This window comes from Proteus myxofaciens ATCC 19692, from assembly GCF_001654855.1.
Taxonomy (GTDB): domain Bacteria; phylum Pseudomonadota; class Gammaproteobacteria; order Enterobacterales; family Enterobacteriaceae; genus Proteus; species Proteus myxofaciens.
In genome coordinates this window covers 19,444-27,122 of record NZ_LXEN01000047.1, presented here as the reverse complement: position 1 = coordinate 27,122, position 7,679 = coordinate 19,444, and the positions used below count along the sequence as shown (strand labels likewise).

The window sequence follows — 7,679 nt, the reverse complement described above, 5'->3', positions numbered from 1 at the left end:
TATCTTTATATAAGTTATATCGGTAAATCAATACGTGATGATCGTGAACGTAATCCTTCTGTACTTATCAAGGAATTACAAGACTATATTGGTCAAAATTTTCGTCTAGCTACTGATGGTGAATTAAATGTTGATAAGAGTGCAGAAAATATGAATGCACATTTACTCACTCAACATAGTCGTGTTCCTTTTGCTCCTGAAAATTTTCAAAGTCATGCCCGCTATCGCTCTTATGCTAAAGAATGGCTGCCAGCAGCAAGTGGTCAGGGGCATGCACATCAGCATTTTGCTATACCTTTAGATAAAACGGTTGAAAAAGTATCTCTTGATGAACTTTCACGTTTTTATCGCCATCCTGTAAGAACATTCTTCCAACAAAGCCTAAAAACTAACTTTGTGATTGAAGAAACAGAATTACCTGAAGAAGAACCCTTTGTTATTAATGCATTGCAACGTTATTTACTTAATCAATGGTTATTGAAAGCATTGATTGAAGAGACATCGACACAAACTCTTTTTGATAATATCAAAGCAGCAGGACAATTACCGGCTAGTGCATTTGGTAAGATTTACTGGGAACAGCAAATTGAAGAGTTACAACCTTTAGCCGAAAAAGTAAGACAAGAACGACTAGAAACAGATTTTGTAACATTAGAGCACCAATTTGGTTCTATTCCATTAATAGGACGTCTAAACGAGGTACAATCTGATGGTTTACTACGTTGGCGTCCTGCTAATTTAACCGCTAATGATCTACTACAACTTTGGATAGAGCATCTCATCTATTGTTTAAATAAAGGAACTGGTGAAAGTCGCTTTTATGGAAGAAAAGAGAGCCAATGGCGACTATTACCTGTTGAACCTGAATTTGCGTATTCCACTTTAGATAACCTTATTCAATGCTATCAATCAGGATTAAATAGCCCCTTAGCACTTTTTGCTAAAAGTAGCTGGGCTTGGTTGCAAGCCTGTTATGATAAAAAAAGTGACCAATTTTTGCTCGATGATGAAGATGTGCTGGCTAAAGCTGAGTTAGTACTGATACAGCATTTAACAGATAGCTATAATCGAGAAGGGGAAATGAGTGATATTTATGTTCAACGCGTTTTTCATCAAATAGATGAACCTTTTCTAAATACAGTGAAGCAAACAGCATTAACGATATTTAAACCAATAATTCCATTTCTAAAAAAATAAGGGAGCTCATATTCAATGAGAAAGTACTTATCTCAACTCTGGATTATGTTGCTATTGATGCTAGTCAGCATTAACAGTTTTGCTGCTGATCCTCTATGGCAAGTGCTACCAGATAATATTGAAAAAGGTGAAAGAGATACTCGCCAATATCAAGCAATTAAATTGCCAAATGATATGACAGTATTGTTAGTATCGGATGAGAAAGCAGTAAAATCACTGACTGCGGTGGCTATTCCTGTAGGGGCTCTTGAAGATCCTGATAGTCAACAAGGTCTTGCTCATTATCTGGAACACATGGTGTTGATGGGATCAACAAAATATCCTCAACCAGGTGGTATGTCTGAGTTTTTGCAAAAAAATGGGGGCTCTCATAATGCAAGTACGACGACCTATCGCACGGCATTTTATTTAGAAGTTGAAAATAGTGCGATTGGTGAAGCGGTTGATAGATTAGCTGATGCGCTTGCAACACCTTTACTTGACCCTAAAAATGCCGATCGTGAACGTAATGCGGTTAATGCTGAATTAACGATGGCACGTGCTCGTGATGGAATGCGTTTTTGGCAAGTAAGAGCAGAAACATTAAACCCAGCTCATCCAAGCTCTCGCTTTATGGGGGGAAACCTAGAAACATTAAGTGATAAACCCGATAGTAAGCTACAAGATGAGTTAGTTAAATTTTATCAAACTCACTATTCAGGTAACTTAATGAATGGTGTGATTTATAGTAATCAGTCTTTAGATGAGCTTGCTAAATTAGCATCAAAAACCTTTTCTCGTATTCCGAATAAACATGCAAAATTGCCAGTGACTGATGTCCCTGCAATGACGGAAAAAGAAAAAGGATTAATGATCCATCTTGTTCCAGCATTACCTCAAAAAACCTTACAAATCGAATTCGGCATCGATAATAACGTCGCTGATTTTCGCAGTAAATCTGATGAATATATTAGTTACTTAATTGGTAATCGCAGTACAGGAACATTAGCAAATTGGCTACAAGACCAAGGACTTGCTGAAAGTATAGGTGCATCTTCTGAGCCTTATATTGATAGAAACCAGGGCTCTTTTACAATATCTGTCTCATTAACAGATAAAGGATTAGAAAAGAAAGATAAAGTTATTGCCGCTATTTTTACTTATTTGAACCTTATTCAAAACCAAGGTATTAATAAACGTTACTTTAATGAAATTGCTAATGTTTTAGATCTCTCATTCCGTTACGGCTCCATTGTTAGAGATATGAATTATATTGAAGATATTTCTGACATGATGCTACGTTATCCAATAAAAAATATTCTTAATGCAGATTATATTGCAGATGACTATAACGCGGATGCAATTAATGCTCGTCTTAATGAAATGACACCAGAAAATGCACGTATCTGGGTAATCAGTCCAAAAGAGCCTTCTAACAAACAAGCTTATTTTGTTAACGCACCTTATCAAGTAGATAGAATTACAGAGAAACAAAAAGAGTTATGGCAAGCGCTTTCTGATAGCATCGAGTTATCATTACCTGCACTTAATCCTTATATTCCTGATAACCTTTCATTGATTGATGCTGATAGCAAAATCAAAAAACCAGAATTGTTATGGCAAGATAAAAGTGCTCGTCTTTTCTATATGCCATCTCACTATTTTTCTGATGAACCTAAAGCGAGTGTGACTTTAAGTCTGGTTAATAAAAATGCAGATGTAACGGTAAAACAGCAAGTTGTTCAAACATTAACGGATTATCTAGCAGGATTATCATTAAGTGAATTGTCTTATCAAGCTTCTGTTGCTGGGATGAATATTGCCTCATCATCAGGACAAGGTATTGATTTTTCAATGAGTGGATACACTCAACACTTACCCGAACTTGTTGATGCTACATTAAAAAGCTATTTGAGTTTTGAATCGACAGAAGATGAGCTAGAACAAGCGAAGTCTTGGTATCGTGAACAATTATTAGTCACTCATAATCTTAAAGCGTTTGAAACGGCTATGCTACCGGCTCGTCGTCTTAATCGGATCCCTTATTATGAAGAGACTGACAAACTTAAAGCGTTAGAATCCATCACGATAAAAGATATCATTGATAATCGCCGTGAAGTTATTGAAAAATCAGCCCTTCAAGCATTAATTATTGGTAACTTAACACCAGAGCAAAGCCGTAAAATTGTGCAATCAGCTCATCAATTATTAGGTAATAAAGGCACAGAGTACTGGATTGGCGAAACATTAGTATTCAACAAACCAGATGCTGTTGAGTTTGAAGCCAAATCTAATAGTACAGATAATGCACTTGGCGAGCTTTATATTCCTATTGGCTATAGTCGTCTGCAAGGTCAGGCTATTTCATCTGTGCTGGCTTCTGTTATCAAACCTTGGTTTTACGATCAATTGAGAACAGAAGAACAATTGGGCTATGCCGTATTTTCTTATCCTGCCACAATGGGTGAGCAATCAGGATTAGGTTTTTTATTGCAAAGTAATGCTAAACCACCAGTTTATTTAAATCAGCGTTATCAAGCTTTTTATCAACAAGCAAATGAGCGTTTGAAAAAGCTAAGTGAAAAAGAGTTTAATCAGTATAAACAAGCGATTATTAATGAGATAAAACAGCCACCTCAAACCTTCTATGAAGAAGTTGGGCTGTATGGCAATGATTTTAATCGTAATAACGAAAAATACGATAGTCGTAAAAAGATACTTGCTGAATTAGAAAAAGTAACATTAAAACAAGCTATTGAGTTTTATCAACATGCTGTCATAAAACCAACTGGCTTTGTGTTTATTTCTCAAGTCATTGGTAAAGAGGGTAAAGATGCAGATTATGCTCAAAATAAACTGTGGAAACGTTATAACACAGTGAGTGAATTGCAAAAAACATTACCTGTTGAGGAAATTAAAGAGTGAGTGAAGTGATACAGGCTAAGCCATTAAATCCCTATACGCTACCTTTGTATCAGCGACGCCTTATTGAGGCGTCTGCTGGCACAGGAAAAACCTACACAATAGGATTGCTCTATTTACGGTTACTTCTTGGATTAGGCGGTGAAGCCGCTTTTCACCGTCCTTTAAGTGTTGAAGAGATTTTAGTGGTGACATTTACAGAAGCGGCAACGGATGAATTGCGTTCTCGTATTCGTAAAAATATCCACGAACTTAGGCTTGCCTGTATCCGTCATCATGTTGATAGTGATGATAATCCTTACCAAGTGTTATTAGCGCAAATTCATAATAAAGAGCTAGCAGCACAGTGGTTATTAGAAGCAGAACGTCAAATGGATGAGGCAGCAATTTATACCATTCATGGTTTTTGCCAGCGGATGTTGGCAACGAATGCATTTGGCTCTGGTGTTCTCTTTGATCAAGTGCTTATTCAAGATGAATATGAACTGAAAAAGCGTGTATGTGCCGATTTTTGGCGTCGGCATTGCTATCCTCTTTCTTATGATGTGGCGAATGCAGTCAGTCAAATTTGGACTGGCCCTGAACAATTGTTATATGAAATTCAGCCTTACCTACAAGGTGAAATGCCTGAAATCCAAGGTATTCAACTAGAAGGCGAAAAAGAATCTGTAGAAGAGCGACATCAAACGGTTATAAATGCGATTAATAAAGTAAAAGAGCGTTGGAATATCCATCATCATGAAGTTGAAGCATGGATAACGTCTTCAGGTGTAGATAAACGCAGTTATAGCAGTCGTTTTTTACCTAAATGGATTGAAGAAATCACAATCTGGTCAGCAGAGCCAGAAACCAAAAGCTATCATTTACCTGATTGCTTAATTCGATTTTCACAAGAAACGCTCAATGAAAAGGCTACAAAAGGGCCTGCACCTGAACATATCCTATTTACTGAAATAGACGTACTTTGTCAGCAAAGTTTAACGTTGCGTGATGTTATTTTAGCGAATGCTATTCCTGAAATTCGACAAGGTATTGAAAACGAAAAAGCACGACGTGGTGAAATGGGATTTGATGATTTACTGACGCGCTTAGATAGAGCATTACAACGAGAAGACAATGATCTCTCTGAAGTAATCCGTCAACGCTATCCTGTTGCTATGATTGATGAATTCCAAGATACCGATCCTCAACAATACCGAATATTTAATGCGATTTATGGTGATTATGATGATAGTGGCTTGCTCTTTATTGGCGACCCTAAACAGGCTATTTATGCATTTCGTGGTGCTGATATTTTTACTTATATTCAAGCAAGGGAAAGAACAGCACATCACTATACGTTAAACACTAACTGGCGTTCAGCGCCAGGTATGGTCAATGCGGTGAATACGCTTTTTATGCGCTCTAATACGCCATTTTTATTTGAACAGATCCCCTTTATAGAGGTGAGTTCCGCTGAGAAAAACCAAAATATGGCGTTTATTTATCATAATAAACCGGTAGCGCCTTTTAATTTCTGGTTGGCAGAAGGTGAGAGCATTTCTACAGGTAATTATGAGCAAATAATGGCTTCTCAATGCGCGGCGCAAATTCGTGATTGGCTCTTCGCTGGTGATAATCAACAGGCTTTTTTACTTGAACAAGGGAAGAAAAAAGCAGTGACATCGGCTGATATTATGGTGTTAGTGCGAAGCCGTAGAGAAGCCTTATTAATTCGTGATGCTTTGAATTTACTTTCTATTCAATCTGTCTTTTTATCAAATCGTGAAAGCGTATTTGAAACCAATGAAGCAAAAGATCTACTTTGGTTATTACAAGCTGTTGTCACACCTGAAAAGGAACGTGTGTTAAGAGCATCTTTAGCGAGTCGTATTTTTGGTTTTAATGCTAAGCAAATTGATGAATTAAACCAAGACGAACAACGCTGGAATCAATACGTTGAGCAGTTTTCTGACTATTTTGTACTTTGGCAAAAAAGAGGTATTTTGCCAATGTTACGCAAGGTGATGATAGATAGCCAAATGGCTGAAAATCTACTTGCTAGCGTAGAAGGTGAAAGGCGATTAACCGATATCATGCATATCAGTGAATTATTGCAAGAAACCTCATTACAGCTTGATAGCGAACATGCCTTAATTCGTTGGTTAGCACAACAAATATCACATCCTGATGCACAAGCTGAAAGCCAACAAATGCGATTAGAAAGTGATCGTAATTTAGTGCGTATTTGTACTATACATAAATCAAAAGGGCTAGAATATCCGATAGTCTGTTTGCCATTTGCCTGTAATTATCAAGAGCAAAAAGGCGCGCTTTATCATGATAGAGAAGAATTTTACGCTAAATTAGATATTTTTAGCCAGCCTGAAAGCTTACGTTTAGCGGATGAAGAGCGTTTAGCGGAAGATTTACGATTATTGTATGTTGCTTTGACTCGTTCTAAGTTCTGCTGCTTTGTCGGAATTGCACCTTTAGTGAAAGGTAACAAACGTAAATCCGGACTAACGGATCTTCATAAAAATGCATTGGGCTACTTACTACAACAAGGTGAAGAAGGTAATAGCGAATTGCTTCATCAATCAATTCATCAGCTATTAAATGAAAACATCAAAGTGATTACACTTGATGAGCTTTCTACACATCGTTACCAGCCCCAATCATCGCCTACAGTTGCTTTAGATGCTTCTACATTTACACGTAAACTTAATGATAACTGGCGAATAACGAGCTATTCAGGATTAACTTACCAGCATTCAAGTCGAGGCCATTATTTAGAAAGTGGTGATATTGAAGCATTAGCGCAATCTATCGTTCCTAGTTTAGATGTTGATGCTTCAGGTGAAAAAAAGAGTGAGATTGAGAATGAAAACTCAATTCATCATTTTCCTCGAGGTGCTATTGCGGGGACTTTCTTGCATGGTTTACTTGAAGTGCTCGATTTTTCTCAACCTATTGATCAGCAGTGGATGCAAGAACAACTAGTATCGCAAGGGTTTGATGAAAAATGGGCACCATTATTAGTTTCATGGATGGAAACATTATTCCATACACCTTTAAATGAAGAACAACTCTGTCTTGCTGATATCCCTAAAAATCAGCAACTCGATGAGTTGCAATTTTATCTTCCTATTAAGCAAGAAGTCTCAGCAGCACAATTAACGGCTTTAATTAGCCGATATGACTCGTTATCAGCACAATGTGGCGCGCTTCAATTTCAGCAAGTACAAGGTATGTTGAAAGGTTTTATTGACTTAGTTTTTTATTGGAATGGTAAATATTACGTGGTGGATTACAAATCCAACTGGTTAGGTGAGTCTAGTGAAGATTACACACAATCTGCCATGATGCACGCCATGATAGATCATCGTTATGATTTGCAATATCAACTCTACACTTTAGCCTTGCATCGTTTTTTACAACAACGTGTGCCTGATTATGAATATAAACGTCATTTTGGTGGAATATATTATCTTTTTTTGCGAGGAATAGATAAAAATCATCCTGGAAATGGCATTTATGCACACTTACCTGAAGAAGACTTTGTTTTAGAGCTAGATGCATTATTTAGAGGTGAACAATAA

2 protein-coding genes and 1 pseudogene are annotated in these 7,679 nt (G+C 37.1%); all 3 read left to right on the top strand.

What is annotated here, in order from left to right:
* Positions 1-1,197: pseudogene (gene recC / locus M983_RS05680) on the top strand (exodeoxyribonuclease V subunit gamma); the annotation flags it as partial.
* Between the two features lie 15 nt (positions 1,198-1,212).
* Positions 1,213-4,101, top strand: coding sequence for a pitrilysin (gene ptrA / locus M983_RS05675; RefSeq protein WP_066748402.1), 2,889 nt, complete (start codon positions 1,213-1,215; stop codon positions 4,099-4,101).
* Positions 4,098-7,679 carry an exodeoxyribonuclease V subunit beta gene (gene recB, locus M983_RS05670; protein WP_066748399.1) on the top strand — a complete coding sequence of 1,194 codons (3,582 nt, stop codon included), beginning with the start codon at positions 4,098-4,100 and terminating at the stop codon, positions 7,677-7,679. Before ptrA ends, recB begins: the two co-directional genes overlap by 4 nt.